Annotated in this window: 23 protein-coding genes; 8 read left to right on the top strand and 15 right to left on the bottom strand. The window is 69.5% G+C overall.

From position 1 onward, the window contains the following. Positions 1-2,206, bottom strand: a 2,206-nt coding sequence (locus ABZW11_RS25145) for a nitrate- and nitrite sensing domain-containing protein (RefSeq protein ID WP_355421445.1), incomplete at its 3' end; no start/stop codon positions are given. Between the two features lie 664 nt (positions 2,207-2,870). Between ABZW11_RS25145 and ABZW11_RS25140 the strand changes: the two genes are divergently transcribed. From ABZW11_RS25140 to ABZW11_RS25120, 5 genes are all read left to right on the top strand, one after another. Continuing rightward, the gene (locus ABZW11_RS25140; protein WP_355421442.1) at positions 2,871-3,872 is read left to right on the top strand and encodes an ABC transporter substrate-binding protein; all 1,002 of its coding nucleotides are present in this window, start codon (positions 2,871-2,873) and stop codon (positions 3,870-3,872) included. Further along, entirely contained in the window at positions 3,869-4,684 is an 816-nt protein-coding gene (locus ABZW11_RS25135; RefSeq protein ID WP_355421439.1) for an ABC transporter permease, read from the top strand. The genes ABZW11_RS25140 and ABZW11_RS25135 overlap by 4 nt, the downstream gene beginning before the upstream one ends. A gap of 11 nt (positions 4,685-4,695) precedes the next feature. Next, positions 4,696-5,484, top strand: a complete 789-nt coding sequence (locus ABZW11_RS25130) for an ABC transporter permease (RefSeq protein ID WP_355421436.1) — start codon at positions 4,696-4,698, stop codon at positions 5,482-5,484. A 19-nt stretch (positions 5,485-5,503) separates the two neighbouring features. Next, positions 5,504-6,727: a flavin-dependent oxidoreductase gene (locus ABZW11_RS25125; RefSeq protein ID WP_355421454.1), complete on the top strand. Its 1,224-nt coding sequence runs from the start codon at positions 5,504-5,506 to the stop codon at positions 6,725-6,727. Between the two features lie 182 nt (positions 6,728-6,909). After that, entirely contained in the window at positions 6,910-7,653 is a 744-nt protein-coding gene (locus tag ABZW11_RS25120) for an ABC transporter ATP-binding protein (RefSeq protein ID WP_355421433.1), read from the top strand. 92 nt (positions 7,654-7,745) lie between these two features. On the opposite strand, the gene ABZW11_RS25115 is transcribed toward ABZW11_RS25120, so the two are convergent. The 6 genes from ABZW11_RS25115 to ABZW11_RS25090 all read right to left on the bottom strand — a co-directional run bounded on the left by ABZW11_RS25115 (position 7,746) and on the right by ABZW11_RS25090 (position 15,283). After that, the gene (locus ABZW11_RS25115; RefSeq protein ID WP_355421430.1) at positions 7,746-8,324 is read right to left on the bottom strand and encodes an ATP/GTP-binding protein; all 579 of its coding nucleotides are present in this window, start codon (positions 8,322-8,324) and stop codon (positions 7,746-7,748) included. Further along, on the bottom strand, positions 8,305-8,712 hold the full coding sequence (locus ABZW11_RS25110) for a DUF742 domain-containing protein (RefSeq protein ID WP_245956307.1): 408 nt from the start codon (positions 8,710-8,712) through the stop codon (positions 8,305-8,307). The genes ABZW11_RS25115 and ABZW11_RS25110 overlap by 20 nt, the downstream gene beginning before the upstream one ends. 21 nt (positions 8,713-8,733) lie before the next feature. After that, positions 8,734-9,147, bottom strand: coding sequence for a roadblock/LC7 domain-containing protein (locus tag ABZW11_RS25105; RefSeq protein ID WP_201760494.1), 414 nt, complete (start codon positions 9,145-9,147; stop codon positions 8,734-8,736). Between the two features lie 5 nt (positions 9,148-9,152). Continuing rightward, a complete protein-coding gene (locus ABZW11_RS25100) occupies positions 9,153-12,341 on the bottom strand; it encodes a nitrate- and nitrite sensing domain-containing protein (RefSeq protein ID WP_355421427.1) in 3,189 nt (1,062 codons plus the stop codon). A 251-nt stretch (positions 12,342-12,592) separates the two neighbouring features. Further along, a complete protein-coding gene (locus tag ABZW11_RS25095; RefSeq protein WP_355421424.1) occupies positions 12,593-13,990 on the bottom strand; it encodes an aminobutyraldehyde dehydrogenase in 1,398 nt (465 codons plus the stop codon). A 27-nt stretch (positions 13,991-14,017) separates the two neighbouring features. Continuing rightward, positions 14,018-15,283, bottom strand: coding sequence for a glycosyltransferase (locus tag ABZW11_RS25090; RefSeq protein WP_355421421.1), 1,266 nt, complete (start codon positions 15,281-15,283; stop codon positions 14,018-14,020). 117 nt (positions 15,284-15,400) lie between these two features. On the opposite strand from ABZW11_RS25090, the gene ABZW11_RS25085 reads away from it, so the two are divergent. After that, positions 15,401-16,015, top strand: coding sequence for a TetR family transcriptional regulator (locus tag ABZW11_RS25085; RefSeq protein WP_355421419.1), 615 nt, complete (start codon positions 15,401-15,403; stop codon positions 16,013-16,015). Here the strand turns inward: ABZW11_RS25085 and ABZW11_RS25080 are convergent. The 4 genes from ABZW11_RS25080 to ABZW11_RS25065 all read right to left on the bottom strand — a co-directional run bounded on the left by ABZW11_RS25080 (position 16,009) and on the right by ABZW11_RS25065 (position 19,813). Beyond that, entirely contained in the window at positions 16,009-17,058 is a 1,050-nt protein-coding gene (locus ABZW11_RS25080; protein WP_355421418.1) for an ABC transporter ATP-binding protein, read from the bottom strand. The genes ABZW11_RS25085 and ABZW11_RS25080 overlap by 7 nt on opposite strands. Then, positions 17,045-17,824 carry an ABC transporter permease gene (locus ABZW11_RS25075; RefSeq protein ID WP_355421417.1) on the bottom strand — a complete coding sequence of 260 codons (780 nt, stop codon included), beginning with the start codon at positions 17,822-17,824 and terminating at the stop codon, positions 17,045-17,047. The genes ABZW11_RS25080 and ABZW11_RS25075 overlap by 14 nt, the downstream gene beginning before the upstream one ends. Further along, positions 17,817-18,620, bottom strand: coding sequence for an ABC transporter permease (locus ABZW11_RS25070; protein WP_355421415.1), 804 nt, complete (start codon positions 18,618-18,620; stop codon positions 17,817-17,819). The genes ABZW11_RS25075 and ABZW11_RS25070 overlap by 8 nt, the downstream gene beginning before the upstream one ends. A gap of 74 nt (positions 18,621-18,694) precedes the next feature. Continuing rightward, the gene (locus ABZW11_RS25065) at positions 18,695-19,813 is read right to left on the bottom strand and encodes a spermidine/putrescine ABC transporter substrate-binding protein (RefSeq protein WP_355421413.1); all 1,119 of its coding nucleotides are present in this window, start codon (positions 19,811-19,813) and stop codon (positions 18,695-18,697) included. A gap of 360 nt (positions 19,814-20,173) precedes the next feature. Here ABZW11_RS25065 and ABZW11_RS25060 point away from each other — a divergent pair, with 360 nt between their 5' ends. Further along, complete coding sequence (locus ABZW11_RS25060) at positions 20,174-21,205, top strand: hypothetical protein (protein WP_355421410.1); 1,032 nt, start codon at positions 20,174-20,176, stop codon at positions 21,203-21,205. After that, entirely contained in the window at positions 21,202-22,161 is a 960-nt protein-coding gene (locus ABZW11_RS25055; RefSeq protein ID WP_355421408.1) for an SIS domain-containing protein, read from the top strand. The genes ABZW11_RS25060 and ABZW11_RS25055 overlap by 4 nt, the downstream gene beginning before the upstream one ends. 7 nt (positions 22,162-22,168) lie before the next feature. Here the strand turns inward: ABZW11_RS25055 and ABZW11_RS25050 are convergent, their stop codons facing one another. From ABZW11_RS25050 to ABZW11_RS25035, 4 genes are all read right to left on the bottom strand, one after another. After that, positions 22,169-22,735 (bottom strand): ATP/GTP-binding protein, encoded by a 567-nt coding sequence (locus ABZW11_RS25050; RefSeq protein ID WP_355421405.1) that lies wholly within the window; start codon positions 22,733-22,735, stop codon positions 22,169-22,171. Beyond that, the gene (locus ABZW11_RS25045) at positions 22,716-23,030 is read right to left on the bottom strand and encodes a DUF742 domain-containing protein (RefSeq protein ID WP_345409593.1); all 315 of its coding nucleotides are present in this window, start codon (positions 23,028-23,030) and stop codon (positions 22,716-22,718) included. Before ABZW11_RS25045 ends, ABZW11_RS25050 begins: the two co-directional genes overlap by 20 nt. A 66-nt stretch (positions 23,031-23,096) precedes the next feature. Next, positions 23,097-23,519: a roadblock/LC7 domain-containing protein gene (locus tag ABZW11_RS25040; protein WP_355421402.1), complete on the bottom strand. Its 423-nt coding sequence runs from the start codon at positions 23,517-23,519 to the stop codon at positions 23,097-23,099. After that, positions 23,516-26,155: a nitrate- and nitrite sensing domain-containing protein gene (locus ABZW11_RS25035; protein ID WP_355421399.1), complete on the bottom strand. Its 2,640-nt coding sequence runs from the start codon at positions 26,153-26,155 to the stop codon at positions 23,516-23,518. Before ABZW11_RS25035 ends, ABZW11_RS25040 begins: the two co-directional genes overlap by 4 nt. Positions 26,156-26,378: the final 223 nt, after the last annotated feature.

The raw sequence follows: 26,378 nt of genomic DNA, 5'->3' as shown, positions 1-26,378 counted from the left end.
TGGCGCCCCAGGCGGGGTCCTGGCCCGGCGCTCCTGACGGGGGCGAGCCCCATCCCGCGCCGGCGTCCTGGCCGGGCGGAGCGCTCCATCCGGCGTCCTGGCCCTGCGGGGGCGGGCTCCAGCTGGCCGAGCCCTCCGGGTTGGGCGACGGCCAGCCGGAGCCGAACTCCGGGCTCGACGGGAAGGACGGATGGCCTGGGCCGTACTGCACCGCGGGTGGCTGCGGCCAGTCGGTGGCGGGCGGCGCGGGATGCGGCCCCGAGTACGGCTCGTCCCCTCGCGGCCCGCCGCTCGCCGCGCCCGCCAGGGCCGGCGGCTGGTTGCCGGAGAAGGACGGCATGCCGCTGAAGTTCGGCGCCTGGGAGCCGAGCATGTTCTCGGGGATGAGCACCATCGCGGTCAGGCCGCCCGAGCTGTGCGGGCGGAGCTGGACGCGGATGCCGTGGCGGTGCGCCAGCCTGGCGACCACGAACAGGCCCATCCGGCGGGAGACGGAGACGTCCACGCTGGGCGCCTCCATCAGCCGCTCGTTGGCGGCGACCAGTTCCTCCTGGGTCATGCCGATGCCGGAGTCGGTGATGGAGAGCATCACGCCGCCGCCGTCGATCCTGCTGCCCGACACCGTCACCCTGGTCTCGCGCGGCGAGAACGACAGCGCGTTCTCGACCAGCTCGGCGAGCAGGTGGATGACGTCGTTGACGGCCTGGCCGGCCACCGAGACGCCGTCGGGCACCTGGAGCACGACCCTCTCGTAGCTCTCGACCTCCGACAGGGAGGCGCGGGCCACGTCCACGATCTTGACCGGCTGGCTCCAGCGGCGCGGCGGGTCCTGGCCCGCCAGCACGAGCAGGTTCTCGCTGTTGCGCCGCATGCGGGTGGCCAGGTGGTCCAGCTTGAACAGGTTGCCGAGCCGCTGCTCGTCCTGCTCGCCCTGCTCCAGCCCGTCGATCAGGGTGATCTGCCGCTCCACCAGCGTCTGGCTGCGCCGCGACAGGTTCACGAACATCGCGTTGACGTTGCTGCGCAGCCGCGCCTCCTCCCCCGCAAGCCGGACCGCCTCGCGGTGCACCTCGTCGAAGGCCCGCGCGACCTCGCCGATCTCGTCGTGGGTGTCCACCCCGATGGGCGCGACGGGGCCGATCGTGCCGTCGCTGCTCTCGCGCAGCTGCCGTACGGTCTCCGGCAGGCGCTGCCCCGCGATGTCGAGCGCCTCGCGGCGCAGCCGGCGCAGCGGCCTGATGAGCGAGCGGGCGATGAGCGAGATGATCGCGATGACCACGATCAGCAGCAGCAGGATGAGCCCGCCGGAGATCATCGCCGAGCGGTTGGCGCCCTCCTCCAGGCCCCTGGCCCGCAGGATGACCGAGGACGACAGCTCACGCTCCACGGTGCGCAGCGCGTCGATCTTGCCGGTGCTGACGTCCACCCAGGTCCCCACGTCGCGGTCGGCTCGGCCGCCGATGCTCAGCTCCTCGCTGCCCTCCGTCGCCTGCGCCATCGCGCGCAGCCGGAACAGGTCGGTCTGGTCGACGTCCCTGCCGACGACGGTGTTGCGGTAGAGCTCGAGCTGGTCGAGGGTGGCCAGCGTGGCGAAGAGCGTCTCCTCGCTCTCCTCTCGCGACTTGGCGTCGGTGAGCGCGTCCAGCTCGCCGCTGTCGAAGCCCTTCTTGTCCAGCGCGCTGGCGAGGATGCCGCGCTGCTTGGACGCCTGCTCCTTGGCCCTGGAGATGGCCGCCATCGCGCTGGCGGAGTCGGCCACCTCGTCGTCCACCGCCACCTGGCCCACCTGGTCGTGGAACTGCAGGAGCGCCGAGATGATCTCCGAGTACTTCCTGATCATCGGCAGTGGCTGGATCTTGCCGTTGACCGCGGTCTCGCGCAGCGTCGGGATCTCCTCCAGCCGGCGCAGCACCGGGCGCACGGCCTCGCCGTGGGTCTCGCCGAGTGCGTTGGCCTGCTGCTTGGCCTCGTCGATGAGGCCGTTCACCTGGCTGTAGGTGGTGCGCAGCTGTGCCTCGCGGTTCTCGGGCCGGCCCTGGGCGATGTAGAGAGCGGTCTCGTCGCGTTCGAAGCCGAGCTCGTGGGTGACGGCCCCGAGCTGCTGGCTGAGCTCGGCGACCTCTCTGAGGGTCTGGTAGGTGCGGGCATCGCTGAGCGAGGTGATGACGTTCAGCCCGCCCAGGCCGACGGCGACGGCGGTGGGCACGACGATCAGCGCGATGAGGCGCGACCGGACATGCCAGTTCCCCAGTCCGAACCTGCCGGAGGAAGGTTTGGACAGCCGTCGCTTCTGACGGCCGTGCGGCTCGCGGTCAGCGGAAGCTTCAGCGTTCTGCGTTCTCACTTGCCTTCGCAACCTCTCGCCCTTTGAGGGAAATTCTCGGGTGGACCAGCGGTATTGCAGGTTGGGCACATTTCGTACGGCGACATATCGAGATAAGCGTCATTTGAGCACACGGGTGGGGAAGGGCCAACCACTACTAGTGCCCCGATGAGGTGTTTGTCCCTAGATGTCCAGAAAATATGACAGAATCGGTAGACCACCTACGACCAGCGGAAACAGGCAAGAGGAGATCGTTCCACGAGCCACCTCCCGACTCGCGGACAGAGATCGAACGACCGGCATCATGAGTAACGGAAGTCCCGGCTGACACCCCTTTCCCAAAACAGACAAACGTCAAGATCTCGTACGGCCGCCAAAATTTCACGATAGAGCGGCAAACAGACATTGCAACCTCAAGTGTCTGCTTTCCGATAAATGACCGGCAATTGGTGCTACCGTCGATCTCTGTTGTGCGTCAGGCACACAGCCCCCGGGAGCAGAAAGCCGCCCGGTTCCCCCCTGGCTCCATCCGAAGGGAGTCCCTGACATGAGGCTTGGCCGTTCCGCCAGGGCCGCCATCATCGGCTTCGCTTTGACGCTCGGTGCCGTGGCGTGCAGCTCGGGCGGCGACCCGAACACCAGCGCCCCTCCGTCCGCAGACGCGGCGGGTGGGCTCGAGAAGACCCAGCTCAAGATCGCCACGTTGCCGGCGATCGACAGCGCCGCCATCTACGTGGCCATCGACCAGGGCCTGTTCGAGAAGGAGGGCCTGGAGGTGACCCCGCAGGTCGTCCAGGCGGCTCCCGAAGCCATTCCCATGCTGGTCAAGGGTGAGATCGACGCGATGTTCGGCAACTATGTGTCGATGTTCGCCGCCCATGACAAGCAGGCGCTGAAGCTGCGCATCCTGGCCGAGGGCTCTCGCGCGGCCCCCGACTCGCTCAGCATCATGGCGTTGCCCGACTCGCCCATCAAGACGCCGAAGGACCTGGAGGGCAAGACGATCAACGTCAACGTCCTGCACAACTTCCAGGAACTGGCCCTGACCCAGGTGCTCAAGGCCAACAACGTCGACCCCGCCACCATCAAGTACGTCCAGGTGACGTTCCAGAACATCATGCCCTCGTGGAAGGGCGGCCAGATCGACGCCGCCTACCTCGGCGAGCCGATGGTCACCGCCGCCACGGCCACCATGGGCGCCCGCAAGATCCTCGACCCGGCCTCCGGTCCCGCGGCCGAGTTCCCCATCTCCGGCTACGTCGGCACCCAGGAGTGGTACGACGAGAACCCGAAGACCGCCGCGGCCTTCCAGCGGGCCATCCACAACGCGGGCAAGCTCATGGCCAACAACCGCGAGGTCGTGGCCAAGGTGCTGCCCAACTTCACGCAGATCGACGCGGCCACGGCCGCCACGGTGACCTTCCCCTACTTCTCCAGCAACGACAACCCGGTCCGCCTCCAGCGGGTGGCCGACTGGATGCTGGAGGCCAAGTGGCTGACGAAGGCCATCGACGTCAAGACGCTCATGTCGCCCACCACGTCCGGGTGAGCGCCCAGACCCTGTCCCCCGCCCGCCCGGCGTCGCCGGCCACCCGGTGGTCGCGCCGGGCGGCCGGGGCGCTCGCCTTCGCCGCGCTGATCGAGCTGCTCAGCAGGACAGGGCTCGCCGACCCCGAGTTCCTGCCCCCCGCCAGCGAGATCGTCGCCCGCGCGGTCACGCTGCTGGCCGACTCCGCCTTCCAGGCCCACGCCCTGACCAGCGCGCTCGCCTGGGCGATCGGGCTGTGCCTGGCGGCCGTGCTCGCGGTGCCGCTCGGCCTGCTGCTGGGCAGCGTGCCGATCATCGACGCGGCCACCCGCTCGGTGGTGGAGTTCCTGCGGCCGATCCCGTCGGTCGCGCTGATCCCGCTGGTGGCGCTGGTGATCGGCACGGGGCTGCAGCACCGTGTCGCGCTCGTCGTCTACGCCTCGCTCTGGCCGATCCTCTACAACACCATGTACGGCCTGCGCGGCGTCGACCCCCTGGCCAAGGAGTCGCTGCGCTCGTACGGCTTCGGCCCCCTGTCGGTGCTGCTGCGCGTCAGCCTGCCGAGCTCGGCGCCCTTCATCCTCACGGGCGTCAGGCTGGCCGCGGGGGTGGCGCTCATCCTCACCGTGAGCACCGAGATCGTGGCGGGACGCGGGGAGGGCATCGGCGTGTTCATCTTCTTCGCCGGCATCGCGGTGCCCGCCCGCATGACCGACATCCTGGCCGGGGTGTTCTGGGTGGGCCTGTTCGGCGTCGCCGTCAACGCCCTGCTGGTCTGGGTGGAGCGGCGCGCCTTCCGCTGGCACCACGAGCAGCTCGGGGAGCGCGCATGAGGAGGAGAGGCATGCGTACGGCCGTCTTCCGCGTCCTCGTGCTGGCCGGCCTGATCGCGGTGTGGGAGGTGGCCACGCTGCTGGCCGCCAGCCCGTTCTTCCCGACGCCGAGCACGATCGTGACCCGGATGCACGCCATGTGGTTCTCCGGCTCCCCCGCCACGCTCTTCCTGACCGACGCGGCCATCGGCAACATCCTGCCCAGCCTGGGCAGGATGGCGCTGGGCTTCGCCGGCGGCGCGCTCGCCGGGGTGCTGCTCGGCCTCGCGATCGGCCTGTCGGCCCGGGTGTACGACTACCTCGACGGCGTGCTGCAGTTCCTGCGCGCCATCCCGCCTCCCGCGCTGGTGACGGTGTTCCTCGTGGTGTTCGGCTTCGGGATGCGGATGCAGCTGGCGTTCATCGTCTTCAGCATCGTCTGGCCGGTGCTGCTCAACACCGCCGACGGGGCCCGCTCGGTAGAACCGCTGCACCTGCAGACCTGCCAGGCGTTCCGGCTGTCGCGGGCCGAGCGGCTGCTGCGGGTGGTCGTGCCCGCCGCGCTGCCCAAGATGTTCGCCGGGCTCCGGCTGGCCCTGTCGCTGTCACTGATCGTCATGGTCTTCTCCGAGCTGCTGCCAGGCACCACCAACGGCATCGGCTTCCAGCTCACCGACGCGTACTCGACGTTCGACCTGCCCGCCATGTGGGCCGGGATCGTGCTGCTCGGCATCCTCGGCTACCTGCTCAACGAGCTGTTCCTGGTCGTCGAGCGGCGCGTGCTCGCCTGGCACCACGCCGCCAGGGACCTCGTCGGTTAGAGTCCCTGAGGTGCGGACGATGATCGTGGGCGGCGGCATCGGGGGGCTCAGCACGGCGCTGAGCCTGCACGCCGCCGGGCTCGACTGTGTGGTGGTGGAGGCGGCCCGCTCGCTGCGACCGCTCGGCGTGGGCATCAATCTGCAGCCCCACGCCGTACGCGAGCTGACCGAGCTGGGTCTCGGCGGCGTGCTGGCGGAGCTGGGCGTGGAGACGACCTTCATGACCTTCGCCGACCGGCATGGCAGCGTCATCCTGGCCCTGCCGCGCGGCAGGTCGGCGGGTTACCGGTGGCCCCAATACAGCGTGCACCGCGGTGAGCTGCAGCTCGCGCTGCTCGCGGCGGTCGAGGAGCGGGGCGTGCCGGTGCGCACGGGCGTCAGGTTCGAGGACCTCGCACAAGACGGCGACGGCGTGCGCGTCACGCTGCGCGAGGGCGGCCGGGTGGTCGAGGAGCGGGCCGACGTGCTGGTCGGCGCCGACGGCGTGCAGTCGGCGGTGCGGGCGAGGCTGTGGCCGCAGGGCGGCCCGCTGCTGTGGTCGGGGATCCGGATGTGGCGCGGGGTGGCCGAGGGCGAGCCCATCCTGGACGGCGCCACCGTCCTGGTGGGCGGCTCCAACCGGGCCGGGAAATTCGTCACTTATCACATCTCGGCGCGTAATCCGCGGCTGATCAACTGGGTGGCCGAGGTGAAGGTGGGCGAGCCAGGAGCCGTTCCCGAGGCCGGCTGGCACCGCGAGGGAAGATTGGCGGAGGTGCTGGCGCATTTCTCGTCATGGAAGTACCGCCCCGCCGGCATCCATGCTTTGCTCTCCGCCACCGACCGGATACTCGAATATCCGATGGTCGATCGTGATCCGCTGCCGCAATGGGGGCGCGGACGGGTGACGCTGCTCGGCGACGCCGCCCATCCGATGTACCCGATCGGCTCCAACGGCGGGTCCCAGGCGGTGCTCGACGCACGGGTGCTGGCCAGGTGCCTGGCGACGTACGACGACCCGGAAAGCGCGCTCGCGGCGTACGAGGAGGAGCGCCGCGAGCCCACGTCGAAGCTGGTGCTGGCGCACCGGGCGCTGCCCATCGACGAGACGGTCACGCTGGTGACCGAGCGCGCGCCCCACGGGTTCACCGAGATCGGCGACGTGCTGACCGAGGAGGAGCTGGCCGCCATGGCGGGCGCGCAGCGGCGCATCTCCGACGCGGACGTGCGCGCCCTCAACGAAAGGGAGTCCTGGAGTGTGTGAACGGTCGATGGCCGTGACGTTCCGGCGAGAGTAAGATCGCGCCCTGAATAGGGTTACCTGACTGACATGTCCATCATTTACCGCTCCGCTAGAGTCATTTCCGGCTCTGAAAGAGTTGCCGCACTGCCCGCGGTCTCGCCCCCCTAGGAATTCCATTGCTCGAGATAGAGAACCTTTCCCATGTGTACGGCGGCGGTACTCCCAACGCGCACCACGCCATCGAAGGACTCAACCTGAGCGTCGCCGAGGGCGAACTGCTCTGCATCGTCGGCCCGTCGGGCTGCGGGAAGTCCACACTGCTGCGCTCCATCGCCGGCCTGATCACCCCGACGGGCGGGCAGGTCAAGGTCGAGGGCAACCTGGTCCGCCAGACGCCCGACAACCTCGCCGTGGTCTTCCAGGACTACAGCCGCTCGTTGTTCCCCTGGATGTCGGTCGCCGACAACGTGGCGCTGCCGCTGCGCCGCAAGAACATGGACAAGCGCCGGCGGCGCGAAGCCGCCCAGGAGGCGCTGGAGTCGGTGGGCCTGGAGGGCGCCGGGCGCAAATACCCGTTCCAGCTCTCCGGCGGCATGCAGCAGCGCGTCGCCATCGCGCGGGCGCTGGCCTACCGGCCCACGCTGATGCTCATGGACGAGCCGTTCGGCTCGGTGGACGCCCAGACCAGGGAGGACCTCGAAGACCTGGTGCTGAAGGTGCGCGGCCACCACCAGATGACGATCGTGCTCATCACCCACGACATCGACGAGAGCGTCTACGTGGGAGACCGGGTGGTCGTGCTGTCGAAGGCGCCGGCGCACGTCGTGGGCGACCTGAAGGTGGACCTGCCCGCCCCGCGCGACCAGATCAGCACCCGCGAGCACCCCGACTTCGTGCATCTGCGCGCCGAGGTCGGCAGGCTCGTCCGCGGCCACGCCACGGTCTAGCCGCTCACGACAGAGCTCACGACAGAGCTCACGACAGAGCTCATGACAGAGCAGGGTGCCGCCCGGCGATCGGGCGGCACCCTGCCGTGTCGTCAGACCGGTGAATGCATGTGGCGGGTCAGGGCGTGCTCCACCAAGGTGATCAAGGTGGACTTGACCGACTCGCGTTGCCGGGCGTCGAGCCGCACGATCGGGATGTGGTCGCCGATCGACAGCGCCTCCCTGATCTCGTCCTCGGCGTGCGCGAACTGGCCGTCCCAGCCGTTGATGCCGATCACGAAGGGCAGCTTGGCCTCTTCGAAGTAGTCGATGGCCGGGAAGCTGTCGGCGAGCCTGCGGGTGTCCACGAGGACGACCGCGCCGATGGCGCCGCGGACGAGGTCGTCCCACATGAACCAGAACCGGTGCTGCCCGGGCGTGCCGAACAGATAGAGGATCAGGTCACGGTCGAGGGAGACCCGGCCGAAGTCCATCGCGACGGTCGTGGTCGTCTTGTTCGGCGTGAGCGAGACGTCGTCGACGTGCGCCGAGGCGTCCGTCATGACCGCCTCCGTGGTCAGCGGCAGGATCTCCGAGACCGCACCCACGAATGTCGTCTTCCCCACGCCGAAGCCCCCGGCCACGACGATCTTCGTCGAGGTTAGGCCGGGGCTAGAGCCTGCGAAGTCCACTGAGCACCCTTTCGAGCAAGTTGAGGTCCGGCTTTCCCGCGTCCAGCGCAGGCTGGTGCACGCGGATCAGGCCTTCCGACGCCATGTCGGCGATCAGCACCCGGACCACGCCAAGAGGCTGGCGTAAAAGGGCGGAGATCTCGGCAACCGACCGGACGTTCCGAGTCAGCTGAATGATCGCCTGATACTCCGGACTTAGTAGGGAAATGTCTTGGTATTCAGACGTCACGGAGGACACGAGTGCCTCCATGGCGAACTTCATCCGCGGCGCCGTGCGCCCCCCGGTCACGGCATAGGGCCGTACCAAGGAGCTCGGCTTCTGCGGACGGGGAGCCGCCGGATGCGGCGGAGTGCTATCACCAGCCCAACCCTGCTGACCTGACACCATGTTCTCCTGTCACCGCCCGATTCAGCGGGGGCGGGCCGCTTGCAGCTCAGCGCGTACGGCCGGCGTCAGCACCTGACCGGCCCGCTCGACCAGCAACGTCATCTGGTACGCGACCAGACCCATGTCGCAGTCGGGAGCCGCCAGGACGGCCAAGCAGGATCCATCACTGATCGACATGATCATCAAGAGCCCACGCTGCATTTCGATAACGGTCTGGGTCACCATACCGCCCTCGAAAACCCGCGCGGCGCCCTGGGTCAAGGAGATCACGCCGGAGGCCACGGCGGCGAGCTGGTCGGCCCGGTCCTTGGGAAAACCCTCGGAGAAGGCCAGCGGCAACCCGTCAGACGACACCACGACCGTGTGGGCGACGCCTGGCACGTTGTTCACGAAGTCCGTGATCAGCCAGCTGATGCCGCGCGCTCCCTGGCTCATTTCTCTCATTTGTCCTCCTCATTCTCTTCTCCGCGGGTGAACGCCCGGCCTTGCCGGACACCCTGCTGGAAGCTGGAGAGCCGGCTGCGCAACCGCTCGGGTGAGATCTGCGGTGCTGGTGAGGTCGCCTGGGGCTCGGCCAGGCTGGCCGTACCGGGCACCAGGTTGGCCTTGGGAACGCGGCGCGGCAGGCCCGACGGCGTCGTGCCGCCCTGCTGCGGCTGGACCGCGGCCTGTGCGGCCTGGAAACCGGAGTCGGCGGGCGACGACCAGGACGCGCCCACGCCCGACGCTCCCGGCTTGCGCTGCGGGAGCCCGGACCTGCTCACGCCGCCCTGAGCCGTGCTCTGGCTCGGGCCGCCCTGAGCGGCCGCCTGCGGCGGCGGCCCGTCGGTCACCGGCGGGTGCACCGCGGTGATCTCGTGCTCGGACTCGGGCTCGATCTCGTGGCGCGGCGGCTTGAGCGCCTCCGGGTCGGGACGGCGGAACCAGTCCGACCCGACCGAGGAGAAGATCGGCAGGAACTCCTCGTTCTGCTCCTCCATCGGCGAGTTGCGGACCGCGGGAAGCGGACCGGTCATGTCCTGGGAGGAGTAGTCGCCGGGGCCGAACGGGTTGTAGGCGGAGTGCCCGTTCTGCTCGAACTGGTCGGCCGGCTTGGGCTCGTCGGCGAACGGCGAGCGGTAGCCGTCGCCGAACTGGGGCTTGACCCGGTCGTCCGACTCGAACAGCGACCTGCGGGGCGCCGGGTCGGCGAACGACGACCAGCGCGGCTCCTCCTGCTGCGGCTGCTGCTGGGGCGGCTCGGTCGCGAAGGACGGCCACTGCGGCTCGTCGTTCTGCAGAGGCGGCGGCTGCTCGGCGAACGACGGCCACCGGTTGTCCGCGAACGGCTTCGGCTCGGCCGCGGGCGGCTGCTCGTCGGCGAAGGACGGCCAGCGCTGCTCGCCCAGGGGCTGCTGCGGCACGTTGTTCTGCGGAGCGGGCGCCTCCTCGGCGAACGACGGCCAGCGCGGCTCCTCGGCCCGCGGCGGCTCGCCGAACGCGGGCGGCTGGTCGCCGCCGAAGACCGACGGCTGGTCGCCGAACGCGGACGGCGCCGGGTCGGGGAAGGACGGCGACTGCTCGCCGAAGGACGGCCAGTTGCCGGTGCCCGGCGCGGGCAGCGAGCCCGGCCACTGCGTGTCCATCACCTGGTCGGGCATGTCGTCGAACGACGGGTGACCGTTGCGCGACGGCTGGCCGAGCGAGCTCGGGTCGAACGTGGTGAACGCCTCGTACTGGCCCTGCCGGCTGCCCTGCCCGTTGCTGATGAGCATGTCGGGCATCATCACCAGGGCGCTCAGGCCCCCGTGCTCGCGCATGCTGAGCTGGACGCGGACGCCGTGGCGCAGGGCCAGGCGGCCGACCACGAACAGGCCCATGCGGCGGGAGACGGACACGTCCACGACCGGCGGGTTGGCCAGGCGCCAGTTGGCCTCGGCCAGCTCCTCCTGGCTCATGCCGATGCCCTGGTCGTTGATCGTGACCAGCACGCCGCCCTCGGCGGGGGTGCTGGTGACGGTGACCTTGCTCTCGCGCGGGGAGAAGGAGATGGCGTTCTCGATCAGCTCGGCGAGCAGGTGGACGGCGTCCGTGACGGCGGGGCCGACGATCTGGGTGCCGGACGGGATCTGGATCTGGACCCGCTCGTAGCCCTCGACCTCCGACAGCGAGGCGCGGGCGATGTCGACCAGCGGCACCGGCTCGCTCCACTTGCGTGCGGCCTCCTGGCCGGCGAGGACCAGGAGGTTCTCGCTGTTGCGGCGCATGCGGGTGGCCAGGTGGTCGAGGCGGAAGAGGTTGGCGAGCCGCTGCTCGTCCTCCTCGCCCTGCTCCAGGCCCTCGATGAGCTGCAGCTGCCGCTCGACCAGCGTCTGGCTGCGGCGGGAGAGGTTGACGAACATCGAGTTGACGTTGGCGCGCAGCTTGGCCTCGTCGCCCGCCAGCCGGATCGCCTCGCGGTGGACCTCGTCGAACGCCCGCGCCACTTCACCGATCTCGTCACGGGTGTTGACGCCGACCGACGGCACCTCGGGCACCTGCGCGCCCTCACCCGACTCGCGCAGCACGCGGACGGTCTCGGGCAGCCGGGTCGTGGCGACCTGCAGCGCCTCGGCACGCAGCCGGCGCAGCGGGCGGACCAGCGAGCCGGCCACGCGGGTGGTGATGATGAGGACCAGGAGCAGCAGGACCAGGATCAGCGCACCGGAGATGATGGCGTTGCGCTGCTCGGTCGCGCTCAGGTCGCGGGTCGTCGTCACGATCTTCGTGGCCAGGCCGTCCTCGACCTTGCGCATCGCGTTGGCGACGGTGGTGGTGCTCTCGTACCACTCGTTGAGGTCGCGGTGGGTGGTGACGTCGAGGTCGCGGATGCGGTTGGTAGCGCTCACCTGGGCGAGCGCCCGCTGCCGCATGGCGTCGGCGAGGTCGATCTGCGGGCCCTTGACGGTGTCGCGGTAGTTCTTGAGGTCCTGGGCGGCGGCCTCCAGCTCGAACGAGGTCAGCTCGGTCTGCTGCTTGTCCCAGGAGCCGAGGAAGTCCGACCAGTCGGAGCTGTCGACCTTGGTCCCGGGCTGCACCAGCATGTTGATGAGCAGGATCTGCTGGCGCGCGGTCTCCTCCTTCATCCGCTGGAGCGAGCCGAGCGCGGCCACGTCACCCTGGAGGGCGTCGTCGCTGACGCCGTCACCGAGGTCGCTCTGCAGCGTGGAGAACGTCTCGATCATCGTGCTGTACGTGCCGACGACGGCTCGGGCGGGGACGCTGCCCGTCATCGACTCCCGGAGGCTGTCGAGCCCTTCGAGCCAGCGGCGCATGTTCCTGACGCCGTCGCGCACGCGGGTGGAGTGGGAGGCGTCGATGGCCGCGGCGGCCGACAGCACCTGCTGCTTGGCCTTGTCGGTGGCCTGCCGCTGGGTCTTGAGCTGCACCAGGCGGCCGCCCCTGCGGCGGTCGGCGACGTACCAGGCGGTGAGCGTGCGCTCCCTGGCCAGCTCGTGGTTGAGGCCGCCGACGCGCTGCACCAGCTCGGCCACCTGGGTGAGCCGCTGGTACGCGGCGCTGGTGCCGATGGCGTTGGCCAGCTGGACGCCGGCGAGCAGCACACCCACGACGGTGGGGATGAGGATCAGCGCGACCAGCCTTGAGCGCACACGCCAGTTCGCCAGCCGGAACCGTCCGCCTGTGTACTCCCCTGACCTGGTGTGCCTGGGGTCTTTCGTCCTCACTGAGTCTCGCAACCTCTCGCCGGTACGTGCTCGAAGAAAATCAGACACGCGTGTGGCGCATGGGATTCTGTCCGGCCGGGTAATTGGAACACAACCCGTACCAGATCGGCCAACCGAACATATCCCATCACATGCGCCCAAAGAGGCACTTTGGGCACGATAGCGCCACCACGTTTTCAGGCGGGGCGGAACGAATCCCGCTCGGCCGGTGCCGCATGCTTCACCATCAGGTGCCGCGTCACCGAGTACTCCTGCACCGCCTCCTGGCTCATGTCCTTGCCGAACCCGCTGCCCTTCACCCCGCCGTGCGGAGCCTCGCTGGCGATGGGCAGGTGGTCGTTGACCCAGGTCACTCCCACGTCCAGCCGGTGTGATACGCGCATCGCGCGAGCCACGTCACGCGACCACACCGACGAGGCGAGACCGTATCTAGTGTCGTTGGCCAGCCGGACCGCTTCGTCCTCGCCATCGAACGGGAGCGCGACCAGGACCGGTCCAAACAGCTCACCTTGGACGATCTCGCTGGTCTGTGCGACATCGGTCACAAGCGTGGGTGGATAGAAAAAGCCGGAGCCCCCGATCGGGGAGCCGCCGTGCAGAACGCGCCCTCCGGCCCGCGCCACGAAGCCGTGCACGCGGTCGCGGTGCGCGGCGGAGATCAGCGGGCCGATGTCCGTCGCCGGGTCCCAGGGGTCGCCGGCGGTGATGCCGGCCAGGGTCTCCTTGATCGCCTCCACCGCGTCGCCGTAGACCTCCCTGGCGACGTAGACGCGGGTGGCCGCGGTGCAGTCCTGGCCGGTGTTGTACGTCGCCCCCATGGCGACGCCGCGGGCCATCTCCGCCAGATCGGCGTCCTCGAACACCAGGGCGGGCGCCTTGCCGCCGAGCTCGAGGTGGACCCGCTTGAGCGTGGCGGCCGCGCCGCTCATGACGGCGCGGCCGGTCTCGGTGGAGCCGGTGACGCTCACCATGTCCACGCCGGGGTCGGTGACCAGGGCCTGTCCGACCTCGGCGCCGCCGGTGACCGCCCGCACCAGGCCATCGGGTGCGCCCGCCGCGCCGAACAGCTCGGCCAGGCGCAGCGTCGTGCGCGGGGTCTGGGGGGCCGGCTTGATCACCACGGCGTTGCCCGCGGCCACCGCCGGACCGACCTTCCAGACCGCCATCACGAACGGGAAGTTCCACGGCGCGATCGACCCCACCACCCCGACGGGGCGGCGCAGCAGGACCGAGGTGTAGCCGGCGCTGAACACGCCGGCCCCCGTGCCCTCCAGCGACCGGGCGGCGCCGGCGAAGAAGCGCAGGTTGTCGACGGCGAAGGGCAGCTCGCCGTCGCGGAAGACCGCCGCCGGCTTGCCCGTCTCCTCGACCTCCAGCCTGGTCAGCTCCTCGGCCTCGGCCTCCACCAGGTCGGCCAGGCGCAGCAGCACCCGGGCGCGCTCGCCGGGAGTGGCCTGCGACCACTCCTCGTACGCCGCGCGCGCGGCCGAGATCGCCTTCGCGACCTCCTCGACAGGCGTGTCGGGGACCTCGGCGAAGGGCAGGCCGGTGGCGGGGTTGATCAGTTCGCGCATCAGGAAGACTTCAACTTTCGGGTCGTGCTACTGGCCGAGCTGCTCGATCAGGTCGGCGGCCTTGCGCAGGCCGTCGCGGCGCCTGATCTCCTCGCCCGCGGCGGCGAGCCGCGCCCGCAGCTCGGTGTCGCCGAGCAGCTTCGCGATCGCCCCTGTGAGTTCTTCGTCGGTGAAGGTGTAGGTGGAGAGCCTGACACCGTAGCCGAGCTCATCGACCCTCTGGGCGTTGTCGTACTGGTCCCAGAAGAGCGGCAGCAGGATCATCGGCTTGCCGAAGTGCAGCGCCTCGGTGGTCGTGTTGTTGCCGCCATGGGTGATGACCAAGTCACACAGTGGGATGATCTTAGTCTGCGGGAGGAACTCCTCGCCCCACATGTTGTCGTGCAGCTTGATCTCCTCGTGCAGCGGGCCCTTGGAGACGACGTACTGGTGCGGGGTGGTGCCCAGCACGTCGATCACCCGCTGCATGAGGCCCACGTCGGCGGAGCCGAGCGAGCCGAGCGAGAAGTAGATCAGCGCGTGCTCGTTGCGCTCGAAGGGCAGCTCGAAGTCCTGCTCCGTCTCGCGCACCGAGGAGTCGAGCCGGTGCCACGCCGGGCCCAGGGGGCGCTCGGCGACGTAGTCGAGGATCTCCGGGTAGACGTAGAGATTCAGGTCGCCCTCGTGGATGAAGTCGAGGTCGGGCAGCGGCGGCGTGCCCTGCTCGACGCACCACGCGTTGTAGGCGGTCCACAGCTCGCGGTGGGTGCGCTCGTACTCGGCGCGGAAGGCGTCCCACTCGGAGCGGTCGTTCGCGGGCAGGCCGGAGAAGACGGGCGGGATGTTCGGGCCGCGCACCTCCAGCGGCTGGCAGGAGACGATGCGCACGAACTTCTTGCCGGCGGTGATGAGAGCCGGGAACGTGAGCACGTTGTCCTCGATGATCACGTCCGGGTTCACCCGCTCGATGATGGCCTTGAGCTGGGGCTCGCAGTATTTGGCCCCGTCGATCAGCTCGGCCCAGATGGGCTTGGTGACGGTCTCCAGCTGCTCGCGCGTGCTCTTGCGGTACTCCGGCGCGGTGTCGCGGATGAAGTCCTTCCAGAACTGGCCGGGGTCCTGCTCCTCCTCGGACGGCGGGGCCAGGTCGACGAGGTCCTCCTCGAAGCCGAGCGCTTCGAGCTTGCCCTTCCAGGAGGCCTCGGCGGCGAAGACGACGCGGTGGCCGCGCTTGCGCAGGATGTCGCCGATGCCGATGGAGTTGTTGGTCGGTCCGTACGCGCTTTCCGGCATGAACAGGAAGGTGAGAGACATCGAAGCTCCGGGAGAACTCGTCATTTTGAAGGTGAATTCAAAAAGGGATCTAGCGTGAAGGTCAAGTTAAGGGCACTATGGTCAACGGCCAACTGAACAGTGGCCTAAGGAGTGAAGGTGGTGAGGGTGGCTCAGCGCAAGAGCCGCAGTGACCGGCGCATCGATTTGATCGAAGCCGCACGCAGGGCCATCATCCGCCATGGCATCGACGGTGTACAGCTCTCGCACGTCGCCGAGGAGGCCGGGCTGACCTCCGGCGCCGTGCTCTACCACTACCCCGACCTCAGCGAGCTGCTGGTCGAGGCGCAGCAGGCGGGCATGGAGCGCTTCTACGAGCAGCGGCTGCGCCAGCTCGCCACGATCACCGACCCGGTCGAGAAGCTGGTCGTCACGATCAGGTCGGGGCTGCCCACCGGGCCGCTCGACCCCGACGTGCGCCTGCTCAACGAGCTGGGCGGGGCCGCGGGCCGCAACCGGGTCTACGGCGTGCTGCTCACCTCCCTGTACGACCGGCAGGTCTCGATGTACCAGGCGATCCTGGACACCGGGGCCGCGCTGGGCGTCTTCAGGCTGAGCGCCGACTCGGTGACGATCGCCCGCAACCTGGTGGCCCTGGAGGACGCCTACGGCTACCGCATCACCGCCAGGCACCCCCTGATCGGCCCGGCCGAGGCGGCCGAGCTGATCCTGTCCTACGCCCGCGCGGCGACGGGCAACGACCTGGTTCACTGACCGGCCGCCATGATGACCGCGTCCTCGGCGTTCCAGCGCACCTTGACCTTGGCTCCGGCCTTGATCGCGCCGGCGCCCTGGACGGCGGCGAGCACCGGCTTGTCCTGACCCTCGACCTGCACCGACAGGTGCGAGACACCGCCGAAGAAGCTGACGTCGAGCACGGTGCCCGGCAGCCCTCTGGTGGCGCTCTCGCCGGCCAGCTCGATCTTCTCGGGCCGGACCGCCAGCAGCGCCTCGGCGCCCGCCTCCAGCTCGTCCAGCGGCGTGCCGGCGAGCATGCCGAACGTCGCGCTCTTGATGCCGTCGAGGCCGCTCGCGGTGCCGGTGAACAGGTTGTTGGCGCCGACGAAGTCGGCCACGAAGGGCGAGCGGGGCCGCTCGTAGAGGGCGATGGGCTCGTCCACCTGGCGGACCCGGCCGCTGTCGAAGACCGCGATGCGGTCGGCCAGCGACATGGCCTCCTCCTGGTCGTGCGTGACGACCACGAACGTGATGCCCACCTCGTGCTGCAGCCGCTTGAGCTCCAGCTGCATGTCGGCGCGGACCTTCTTGTCCAGGGCCGACAGCGGCTCGTCGAGCAGCAGCAGCCGGGGCCGCTTGACGATGGAACGGGCCAGCGCCACGCGCTGCCGCTGGCCGCCGGACAGCTGCGCGGGCTTGCGCCCCGCGTGCGCCGACAGGCCCACCGTCTCCAGCACCTCGCCGACGCGCTGCTTGACCTCCTGGCGGGGCAGCTTCTCCCGCTCCAGCCCGTACGCGACGTTCTTCGCCACGGTCATGTGCGGGAACAGCGCGTACGACTGGAACATCAGGCTGATCGGCCGCCGGTTCGGCGGCTTGGCCAGCAGGTCCTCCCCGTCGAGCGTGACACCGCCCGCGTCGGGCGTCTCGAACCCGGCGATGATGCGCAGCAGCGTGGTCTTCCCACAGCCGGAGGGCCCGAGCAGGGCGAAGAACTCCCCCTGCTCGATCTCCAGCGAGACGTCGTCCAGCGCGGTGACACTGCCGAACTTCCGGGTGATCCCGTCAATCTCGAGCACGCGATTCCCCGATCTTGGTCAGGCGCTGCCCGGCGATCACGGCCGTGAAGCTCACCAGCAGCACGATCGCGGCCAGCGCATTGATCTTCGGAGTGACCCCGAATCGGATCATGGAGTAGATGACGATCGGCAGCGTCTGCTCGCTGTTGCCGATCGTGAAGAACGCGATCACGAACTCGTCCAGCGACAACGTGAACGCCAGCAGCGCGCCGGCCACGATGCCCGGCATCAGCTGCGGCAGCGTGATCTTCATGAACGTGGTGACCGGTCCCGCGCCGAGGTCACGTGACGCCTCCTCCAGCGACGTGTCCGCGCCCGTCAGCCGGGTGCGCACCACCGCCGCCACGAACGCCATCGCGAACACGCCGTGGGCCAGCACGACCGAGTACAGGCCGAGCGTGAGCTGGATCGTCCCGTACAGGATCAGCAGGCCGATGGCGATCACCAGGTCGGGCAGCACGGCGGGCATCAGCGCGACCGCTTCGAGCACCTTGGACCTGGTGTGCCGGACCAGGCCGACGGCCAGCAGCGTGCCGAGCACGGTGGCGATCACCGTGGAGCCGGCGGCCACGATCAGCGTGTTCACCACGCCGGACAGGACCCGGTCGTCGCGGGCCAGCTCGCCGTACCACTTGAGGCTGAAGCCGTCGAAGCTGTACGCCGAGTCGCCCACGTTGAACGACATCACGACCAGGACGGCGATCGGGAGGTAGAGGAAGACGTACGTGGCCCAGAACGGCACGTACAGGAGCTTCGACCTACGCACGGCGCGTCACCCATGCCTGGATCATGAGCAGCACGATCAGCATCGCGATCACCGCCAGGGCCAGCGTCGAGCCGAACGGCCAGTCGCGCGCGGTCAGGAACTGCTGCCTGATGAGGTTGCCCACCATGATCGACTTGCTGCCGCCGAGCAGCTCGGGGATGACGAAGTTGCCCAGGCTCGGCACGAACACGAACATGCTCCCGGTCAGCACGCCGGGGATGGTCAGCGGCAGCGTGACCTTCCTGAACGTGGTGAACGCCGAGGCGCCCAGGTTGGCCGACGCCTCCCGCAGTTGCGGGTCGAGCCGCTCGATCGCGGCGTACAGCGGCAGCACCATGAGCGGCAGGTACGAGTACAACAGCCCCGTCACGATCGCGCCGTCGTTGTAGAGCAGCTGAAGGGGCTCGACGCCCAAGACGTCCAGCGCGCTGTTGATCAGCCCTGGGCCGCTCAGCAGGATGATCCACGCGTAGACGCGGATGATGAAGTTCGTCCAGAACGGCAGCACGACGGCGACCAGCGCGATGGTCTTCCACTTGCGCGGCAGCTGCGCGATCAGGTACGCCGTCGGATAGCCGATCAGCAACGCGATCACGGTCGTCACCGCCGCGATCTTCAGCGACTGCAGCACCACGCCGAAGTAGAGCGGGTCGATCAGCCGGCTGAAGTTCTCGGTGGTGAACTCGTAGACGACGCCGCCGAAGCGCCCCCGCTGGAACACCGTGTAGCTGAGCACCAGCGCCAGCGGCACCAGCAGCAGCACCAGCAGGTAGACGAGCCCGGGCGTCAGGAACACGAACGCGCCCAGCCGACGCCCTCGGGAACGGGACGCCGGCCGGGCCTTGACCTCTGACTTCACTACAACGACAACTACTTCGCCTGGATGTCGGCGGACAGGCGGGTGTACTTGGTGGACGCCTGTCCCAGGTCGATGATCGACTCACCGTCGAGCAGCTTGTCCGGCGCGATGCCGAGCAGCGAGCCCTTGGGGATCTTCACCTGCTCCATGGCCGCCTTGTTGGGGACCTTGTAGTTGATGTTCACGGCCGCCCAGCTGTGCACCTCGGGGCTCAGGATGTAGTTGATCAGGGCGTGCGCGGCCTCCTTGTTCTTGGAGGACTTCAGGATCACCATGGTGTCCACCCAGAGGTCGCTGCCCTCCTTCGGGTTCGCGAAGCCGATGTTGCCCTTGGGGTCGGTGGTCGGGCACCAGCCGTCCCACGCCTCGACCATGACGGCCTCGCCGTTGATCAGGCGGTCACCGAAGGTGGTGTCGTCGTAGGTGAGCAGGTGCGGCTTCTGCTCGACCAGCAGCTCGCGAGCCTTCTCGATCTCCTCGTCCTTGTCGGTGTTGACCGAGTAACCGAGGGCCTTGAGCGCGGGCAGGGCCAGCCAGCGCTCGGTGGTCATCATGGTGACCTTCTTCTCGGCCCAGGCCGGGGGCTTGAGAATATCGTTCCAACTGTCCGGGACCTTCTTCACGAGGTCCTTGCGGTAGCAGATGCCGGTGGTGCCCCAGGTGTAGGGCACGGAGTACTTGTTGCCCTTGTCGTAGGACAGCTGCGTGGCCTCGGGGTAGAGGTTGGCCAGGTTGGGGATCAGCTCGGGGTGGATCGGCTCCAGCAGGCCCATCGCGTTGAGCGCCTGGGCGTACTGGCCGGACACGAACGCCACGTCGATGCCACTGTCACCGGGGGCGGTGAGCTTGGTCATCGCCGTCTCGTTGGTGTCGTGCAGCTGGATCTTGATGTCCTTGACCTTGAGGGTCGCCTTGACCCTGTCGGCCAGCTCCTTGGGCAGATAGCCATCCCAGACCGTGACCTGCAACGACTGCTTCGTCAGGTCCGCGTTGGGCTTGAGCTCGGCCGCCGCCCCCGTCGTCTCCTGTGAACTTGACGAGGCCCCACCGCCGCACGCCGCGACGGCAAGCGCGAGGCCGACCACCGCGACGGTGGCCGGGAGACGACGGGTGAACCGGGAACGGGACACGGCCGCTACTCCTTCTGCAATTGAGATGTAAGAGGGGTCGCGCGACCTTACCGGACACAGCCGACCAGAGCAGGAGTGTTGCAGCAGAAATCAACATGAGCAAGACTTTTCATGACATTGCTACCTGGAAGTTTGGTCCGCGAGTTGAATTGGGATTCAATACACCGACGAGTGATCTCGCTCGGTGAGAGGCCGCTCACCCCACGAGATCGGGGGCTCAGCGCCGCCCTCGTGGCGTGCCTCGGGGAGGAGGCGCCGGAGCCGCTGTCCGTACGACGTTTTCTGCCGTTGCCCACCCTCTCGTACGGCTCTGCAGATCTCCACACTGGGGTCCCAGGTGAGCGCGATTTCGGTGCGCATGTGGATCAGACGAACCACTCGGTGATCGTGGACGAGCAGGTCGTGGTGAAGTGGCTCACCCCTCCCGCGCCGCTGCCGCATCCCGCCCCCGACATCCTCGCCCATCTGGTTGAGGCCGGATTCAACGACACCGCCCCTCCTTACGCGGCTCTGACCGGTGTGGTGGACGGCCGCGAACACCTCCTCGCCCTGGTGACCGGTTACCTGCCGGACGCCAGGGACGGCTGGGAGTGGTGCGTGGACGAGGCCGTCGCCGGCACCACCGCGTTCGCCGCCGCTGTCGGCCGCCTCACCGCCGACCTCCACCTCGCCCTGTCCACCCTCCCCCACTCCCCGACGACGGCAGAGACGGAGGGGACCGCCACGGGGCTGCCTGCCCCGCTTGGGGTGGGGCTTGTGGAACGGGCGGAGGCGGCGCTGTCCGAGGCGCTGGCGGTGACCGATGGCGAGGACGGGGTCTGGCTTGCTGAGCGGGCCGAGGTCATGCGGCGGGAGTTGGACGCCCTGACCGCGCCCGTCACCAAGCCCGTCACCACGCCGCTGATCAGGATCCACGGGGATCTGCACGTCGGCCAGATTCTCCAGTGGCGCGACGGCTATGCGGTCATCGACTTCGACGGCAACCCCACGGTGGCCGACGCCGGCCCTCGTCAGCCGGCCGCCCGTGACGTGGCGCAGCTCACCACCAGTCTGGAACACGTGGCCCAGGTCGCGATCAAGCGCCGCGGCACCCCTCCTGACCAGGCCGCCGCGTGGGCCCGCCGCGCCCGCGCCGGACTGCTCGCCGCCTACCGCGACCGCCTGGCCGCGCGGCACCGTCCCGACCTGCTGGACGAGCGGCTGATCCGGCCGTTCGAGGTGGAACAGGAGTGCCGCGAACTGATCTACGCCGCCCGCCATCTCCCCCGCTGGCGCTACGCCCCCATGGGCGTCCTGCACACCTGGTACGACGCCCAGAAGACGTCCGCAGACACCCCCGCGGCGACCCCCACGCCGAACCCGGCGCGGAAACCTGAGGAGAACATCGCGTGAAATCCGAGCTCTACCTGACCGACCTGGAGTCCAAGCCGCAGGCGCTGGCCGGCCTGGCCGCCGCGCTCAGGACGGCCGACCCCTGGGCCGGGCTGCCGCAGGGCGTCGACCGGGTGCTGTTCCTCGGCATGGGCAGCTCCCGTTACGCGGCGGGCGTGGCCGCCCGGCGCCTGCGCGCCGCCGGGGTGTCCGCCTTCGCCGAGTACGCCTCCGCCGCCGCCGCGCTCCCACCGGCCAAGGGCACCCTGGTCGTGCCGATCTCGGCCACCGGCGGCAGCCGCGAGACGCTCGACGCGATCGAGGCGTACGCGGGCGGCCCCTCCTTCGTCGCGGCGCTCACCAACCAGCCGGGCTCCCCGATCACGCAGGGCGCCGACCAGGTGGTGGAGATGCGGGCGGGCGAGGAGCGCGGCGGGGTCGCCTGCCGTACGTTCCAGCACACGCTGGCCCTGCTGCTCGCCCTGGAGAGCCGGCTCACCGGCCGCGCGCACGACCTGCCCGCCCTGGTCGAGCGGGCCGCCGAGGCCACCGCCGACCTGCTGGAGCGCAGGGACGAGTGGCTGCCGCTGACCATGGAGCTGCTCGACGGCCCGCACGGCGTCTACACGATCGCCCCCGCCGAGCGCCTGTCGTCGGCCGAGCAGTCGGCACTGATGCTGAGGGAGGGCCCGCGCCGCCCGGCCGACGCCTGCGAGAGCGGCGACTGGTCGCACGTGGACGTCTACCTCACCAAGACGCTCGACTACCGCGCCCTGCTCTTCCCCGGATCCCGCTACGACGAGCAGGCCATGGACTGGGTACGCGAGCGCGGTTCGACGGTGGTCACCGTGGGCGGCGAGGTGAAGGACGCCGCCGCGGCGATCCGCTACGTCCACGACGACGACCCCGACGTCGCGCTGCTCACGGAGACGCTGGTGGCCGAGCTGGTGGCGGCCTACTGGTGGTCGGCGCAGTAGCGGGGCCTCATGCCGACCGTACGGTGAGCGCGTGCTCCACCAGCGTGATCAGCGTCTGCTTGACCGCAGGCCGGGCCCGCGCGTCCGTCCGCACGATCGGCACGTGCCCGGAGATCGTCAGCGCCTCCCGCACCTCGTGCTCGGCGTGCGGGAACTCGCCGTCCCAGCCGTTCAGCCCGATGATGAACGGGATGCCGGAGTTCTCGAAGTAGTCGACGGCGGGAAAGCTGTCGGCCAGCCGCCGCGAGTCGACCAGCACGACGGCCCCGATCGCGCCGCGCACGAGGTCGTCCCACATGAACCAGAACCGGTGCTGCCCCGGCGTGCCGAACAGATAGAGAATGAGGTCCTGGGCCAGCGAGAGCCGGCCGAAGTCCATCGCGACGGTCGTGGTCGTCTTGCCCGGCGTGTGGCCGAGGTCGTCGATGCCGGCCGAGGCGTCCGTCATCACGGCCTCGGTCGTGAGCGGCATGATCTCCGACACCGCGCCGACGAACGTGGTCTTGCCCACGCCGAATCCGCCCGCCACGACGATCTTGGTGGCGGTGAGCCGGCTAGAGCCTTCGAAGTCCACTGAGCACCCTTTCGAGCAGGCCCCTGTCAGGCAGCCCCGCCTCAAGCTGCGGCTGGTACACCTTGACCAGCCCGTCCGCCTCCATGTCGGCGACCAGCACCCGCGCCACCCCGAGGGGCACGCTGAGCAGCGCCGAGATCTCCGCCACCGAGCGCACCTGGCGGCACAGCTCGCTGATCGCACGGTACTCCCGCGTGTACGTCATGCCCAGCTGCGCCGAGGTGGCCGATGACACGAGGGCCTCCATGGCGAGGTTCGTCCGTGGCGTGGTGCGGCCGCCGGTGACGGCGTACATGCGGACGAGCGAACTGCGCTCGGGCTCCTCTTCCCCGTTGTGCCACGATGCCAAGGTTCACTCCCATCACCAGGGGCGCACGGCGGACAGCTCCGCTCGCACGGCAGGAGTGAGCACCTGCCCCGCGCGCTCGACCAGGATCGTCATCTGGTAGGCGACCAAACCCATGTCACAGTCGGGCGCGGCCAGCACCGCGAGGCAGGATCCGTCGCTGATCGCCATCACCAGCAGCAGACCGCGTTGCATCTCCACGAGGGTCTGAGTGACCTCGCCACCGCCGAACACCCGCGCCGACCCCGCCGTCAGGCTCACCAGGCCGGCCGCGATGGCGGCGAGCTGGTCGGCGCGATCCTGGGGGAAGCCCCTGGAGTAGGCCATGGGGAGCCCGTCGGCCGAGACCACCACCGCGTGCGCCACGCCGGGGACCTCTTCGACGAAGCCGGTGACCAGCCAGTTGACGTCTCTGGCGGCCTGGCTCAGCTCCTTCATGCGTCCTCCTCGAGCTCGGCGCGTCCCTTGCGTACGCCCTGCTGGTAGCTGGCGAGCCGGCTGCGCAGCCGGTCAGGGGACACCGGAGGAGCGGAAACGGGCGGAGGTTGCGGGTTCGCGGTCCCCGGTACCAGGTTCGCGCGCGGGGTCCGCTTCGGCAAGCCGGAGTTCGTGGTGCCGTTCCTGACCGGCTCGGCGGCGGCGCCCGCGGCCTGCCAGCCCTGGTCGGCGGGGGACGACCAGGACGGGTCGCGGTGGTCGGCGGTGGGCGCCGACCTGCTGAACCAGCTGCTCGCCTCGGCAGCAAGCTCAGGAGCGAGCTCAGGGGCGGGCTCCTGAGCCGCGGGTTCCGGCGGGGCGATGCCCAGCTCGGCGGCGGGCGCGCTCAGCGGGTCGGGGAAGGACGTCACCGGCTCCGGCGCCGCCTGCTCCACCGAGTGCGAGGGGGTGTGGGTGACACTGAACCACGACGAGTCGGCCGCGTCCTGGCTCGCGGGAGTGGCGTTGCAGGACGGGACGCTCTCGTACGACGGCGGGGCCGCGGTGTCGAAGGAGGGATGTCCGCCGGAGAACGACGGCATGGACCGGGGAGCCGGGGCCGCATGCGCAGGCGCGTGCGCCGGCGCATGCGCCGGGTGGGGCGCCCGGTGCCGCTGTCCCGCTCCCGGCACCGGCCCGGGCACGCCGGTGAGCAGCGCGGGCGGGACCAGCACCATGGCGGTCAGCCCGCCGATGTCCTGCCGCCGCAGCTGCACCCTGATGTTGTGCCGCAGCGCCAGCCGGCCGACCACGAACAGGCCCATCCGCCGCGACACCGACACGTCCACGACGGGCGGGTTGGCCAGGCGCCAGTTGGCCTCGGCCAGCTCGTCGGGCGTCATGCCGATGCCGTGGTCGGTGACCGACAGCAGCAGGCTGCCGCCGTCGATGCGGCTGCTGGAGATGATGACCTTGGTGTCCCGGGAGGAGAACGACACGGCGTTCTCGACCAGCTCGGCGAGCAGGTGCACCACGTCGGTGACGGCCTGCCCGGCGATGGCGACGTCCGACTGGACCTGGATGCTGACCCGGTCGTAGCTCTCGACCTCGCCCAGCGCGGCCCGGACGATGTCCATCAGCTCGACCGGCTCCGTCCACTTGCGCGCGGCCTCCTGGCCGGCGAGGACGAGCAGGTTCTCACTGTTGCGCCGCATGCGGGTGGCGAGGTGGTCGAGCTTGAACAGGTCGCCGAGCCTGGCGTCGTCGCGCTCGCCGCGCTCCAGCTTCTCGATCAGGGTGAGCTGCCGTTCGACCAGGGTCTGGCTGCGCCTGGACAGGTTGACGAACATGGCGTTGACGTTGGAGCGCAGTTTGGCCTCGTCGCCGGCCAGCCGTACGGCCTCGCGGTGCACCTCGTCGAAGGCCCGCGCGACCTCGCCCACCTCGTCCTTGGTGAAGATGCCGATGGGCGGCACCTCGGCGTTCACCGCGCCGTCGCGGGACTCGCGCAGGTGCTGGACGAAGTCGGGCAGCCGCTTGCCGGCGATCTCCAGGGCCTCGCCGCGCAGGCGGCGCAGGGGGCGGACGAGGGAGCGCGCCACCCCGGTCGTGATCAGCAGCACGGCCACGAGCAGGGCGAGCACGGCGGCGGCGGTGATGACGGCGCGCTGCCGCTCGTCGGAGCTGAGCGCCTCGCTGCGCTGCACGATGCCCTCGGCCTGGCGCTGCTCGACCTTGCGCATGGAGTCGACGACCACGCTCGCCGCGTCGAACCACTCCTTGGCGTCGTCCTTCCTGGCGAGGTCGAGGCCGCGCAGCGGCAGCCCGGTGGTGGCCCTGATGAGCACCAGCTCGCGCAGGAACAGCATGCGGTCGGCGGAGCGGCCGTTGACGGTCTCGTCGAAGAAGCGGCGCTCCTCCGCGGCGGCCTCGGCGGCGAAGCCCCTGCGCTCGTTGGCCTCCCTGGACTGCTCGCCGAGCAGCCGCTTGAGCGATTCCGGCTCGAACGCGCCCTCGACCAGCGCCACGACGACGAGGGCCTGCTGGTACGACACGCTCTCCTTGGCCCGCGCGAGCGCGTCGAGCATGCGCGTCTGGCGGAACAGCTCGTCGTCCACGCTGCCCTTGACCAGCTCGTTGTGCACCGACAGCAGGCCGTTGACGATCACGGTGTAGAGCTCGACGGCCGGTCCCGGCAGCAGGTTGGCGTCCAGGGCCTGGCGACGCAGGGAGGTCAGGTCGTTGAGCCGGTTGAGCAGGTTCTCCAGCTGGTCGGCGGTGCGGCCGGTGGCGTCGGCGAGCAGGGCCCGGGCGACGTCGCGTACCTGCTTGGCGGACAGGTCCACCTGCGCCATGTGGGACTGCACCTCGGCGAAGGCGTCGGCGGGCCGGTCGCGGGCGATGTACCAGGCGGTTCTGGCGCGCTCGGTGGAGACGAGGTGGGTGAATTCGCCGAGTTCGGCGGACAGGCGGGCGAACTGGTTCGTCCTGGCGTAGTCGGAGGCGGCGGAGGTCGAGTTGAGCACCTGGACGCCGCCGAGCAGGACGGCGGCGGCGGTCGGTACCAGGATGAGGGCCACGAGCCGCGCGCGGACACGCCAATTGCGCAGCCGCCAGCCACCCTCGCTGGCCTGCCTGACGCCCACCTGTGTACTCACCGAACGCACCTCGTCGAATCGGCCTATATGCGGGCCGTGTGCCCTGGGGAAATCAGCAAGTGCCGGGTAATTGGAACACATCACATGGCTTGTGGCCAAGCGAACATAACGCGACAAATGATGGTCTGCGTGACTCATGAGGATAGAAGCTGGCACTCCATGCGGGAAGTGCTCGCGGCACGAAATAAACCTTCAACACGATAAATGTCCGCTTATGGGCGAT

Origin of the sequence: Nonomuraea sp. NPDC004580 (genome assembly GCF_040609855.1) — a bacterium.
Taxonomy (GTDB): Bacteria; Actinomycetota; Actinomycetes; order Streptosporangiales; family Streptosporangiaceae; genus Nonomuraea; species Nonomuraea salmonea.
The sequence above is the reverse complement of the archived record's forward strand: the minus strand, read 5'-3'. Positions and strand labels throughout refer to the sequence as shown.

Excerpts from the sequence above, each read along its gene's own strand:
- ABZW11_RS25140 (WP_355421442.1), top strand. The coding sequence starts at position 2,871 with ATGAGGCTTGGCCGTTCCGCCAGGGCCGCCATCATCGGCTTCGCTTTG.
- ABZW11_RS25130 (WP_355421436.1), top strand. The coding sequence starts at position 4,696 with ATGCGTACGGCCGTCTTCCGCGTCCTCGTGCTGGCCGGCCTGATCGCG.
- ABZW11_RS25125 (WP_355421454.1), top strand. The coding sequence starts at position 5,504 with ATGATCGTGGGCGGCGGCATCGGGGGGCTCAGCACGGCGCTGAGCCTG.
- ABZW11_RS25110 (WP_245956307.1), bottom strand. The coding sequence starts at position 8,712 with ATGGTGTCAGGTCAGCAGGGTTGGGCTGGTGATAGCACTCCGCCGCAT.
- ABZW11_RS25105 (WP_201760494.1), bottom strand. The coding sequence starts at position 9,147 with ATGAGCCAGGGAGCGCGCGGCATCAGCTGGCTGATCACGGACTTCGTG.
- ABZW11_RS25095 (WP_355421424.1), bottom strand. The coding sequence starts at position 13,990 with ATGCGCGAACTGATCAACCCCGCCACCGGCCTGCCCTTCGCCGAGGTC.
- ABZW11_RS25090 (WP_355421421.1), bottom strand. The coding sequence starts at position 15,283 with ATGTCTCTCACCTTCCTGTTCATGCCGGAAAGCGCGTACGGACCGACC.
- ABZW11_RS25045 (WP_345409593.1), bottom strand. The coding sequence starts at position 23,030 with ATGTACGCCGTCACCGGCGGCCGCACCACGCCACGGACGAACCTCGCC.
- ABZW11_RS25040 (WP_355421402.1), bottom strand. The coding sequence starts at position 23,519 with ATGAAGGAGCTGAGCCAGGCCGCCAGAGACGTCAACTGGCTGGTCACC.